This window comes from Microbispora sp. NPDC004025 (genome assembly GCF_053604425.1).
In genome coordinates this window covers 1-1384 of sequence record NZ_JBSGHN010000048.1, presented here as the reverse complement: position 1 = coordinate 1384, position 1384 = coordinate 1, and the positions used below count along the sequence as shown (strand labels likewise).

The following is a 1384-nucleotide window of genomic DNA, read 5'->3' as shown; positions in this document are numbered from 1 at the left end:
GCCGGGGGCGTCGTTGCCGCCCGTGGCCGCGGCCGCGGGAGCGGCGGCCGGCGCGCTCGCCTGCGCGGCCGGCTCGTTGCTCGTGCAGGCCGTGACGAGGGCACCCGCGCCGAGGACGGCTCCGCTGACCAGGAAACCGCGGCGGCCGACGTTCTTGCTCATATGTGTTTCTCCCTTGGGGATTCGGGGTGATCGTTACTTGTGAGGTCAGGTATGCGTTTTGAGGCTGCGCCGCTGCAGGAGCACGGCGACGACGATGATCAGGCCCTTGGCGACCAGCTGGTCGGCGGTGTTCAGGCCGTTGAGGATGAACAGGTTGGTGATCACCGTGAAGATCAGCAGACCGAGGATCGAACCGATGATCGTGCCCCGGCCGCCGGTGAGCAGCGTCCCGCCGATGATCACGGCGGCGATCGCGTCCAGCTCGTACAGGTCGCCGTGAGTGGACGACCCGGTGGTGGTCCGCGCCATGATCAGCACCGCGGCGATCCCACAGCACAGACCCGACAGCGCGTACAGAAGCACAGTGTGCTTGCGGACGTCGATACCGGCCAGACGCGCCGCCTCGGGGTTACCGCCCACGGCGTAGGTGCGACGGCCGAAGGTCGTGCGGTTCAGCACGATCCAGCCGATCAGCACCACCAGCGCGAACACGTACACCAGCAGCGGCAGCCCGAGCACCCGGGTGGTCGACAAGTCCACGATCATCGAGTTGTCGGCCTGCACCAGCTGGGTGCGCTGGTTGGACATCCGCTGCGCCAGACCACGCGCGGCCACCAGCATCGCCAGCGTCGCGATGAACGGCACCATCCGCCCGTAGGTGACCAGGATGCCGTTGAGCACTCCCGCACCGGTGCCGACCAGCACCGCGCACACGATCATCACGACCGGCCCGTACGCCTGGGTCGCCAGCGTGGTCGCCCACACCGACGCCAGCGCCATCAACGCGCCGACCGACAGGTCGATGCCGCCACCGATGATCACAAAGGTCATCCCGACCGTGATCACACCGATGGTCGAGGCCAGCGCCAGAATGCTGACCAGGTTGGAGGAGGTGGCGAAGTTCTCCGGCCGGGTCACCACACCCACGATCGCCAGCAGCACGAGTGCGACGACCAGCCCCAGATGCCGGACCTCACCAAGCCGGCTGAGGCCACCCGGCCCCGCCGCCTTCACGCGCCCGGCCGGCGCGGCCTGATCGACCTCAGTCATGGAACGCTCCTTCAGAGGATGTTTCTGCTTCATCGGACCCGGACCCGGCGGACTCGGTCCCGGACTCCGGCCCTGTATCGGGGGTTTCCTGGGAGACCATCACCAGGTCGAGCACCCGGTGCTCGTCCAGGTCCTCGGCCGGCGCCTCATGGACGATCCGGCCCTCACGAAC

The 1384-nt window shown here is 68.2% G+C and carries 2 protein-coding genes; both read right to left on the bottom strand.

What is annotated here, in order from left to right:
- Positions 1-207: 207 nt before the first annotated feature.
- Positions 208-1212, bottom strand: coding sequence for an ABC transporter permease (locus tag ACWEQG_RS39040; protein ID WP_452292697.1), 1005 nt, complete (start codon positions 1210-1212; stop codon positions 208-210).
- A partial coding sequence (locus ACWEQG_RS39035; protein ID WP_452292695.1) for a hypothetical protein occupies positions 1205-1384 on the bottom strand: 180 nt, incomplete at its 5' end. The genes ACWEQG_RS39035 and ACWEQG_RS39040, both read right to left, overlap by 8 nt.

Coding starts and splice junctions, on each gene's coding strand:
- ACWEQG_RS39040 (WP_452292697.1), bottom strand. CDS start 1,212: ATGACTGAGGTCGATCAGGCCGCGCCGGCCGGGCGCGTGAAGGCGGCG.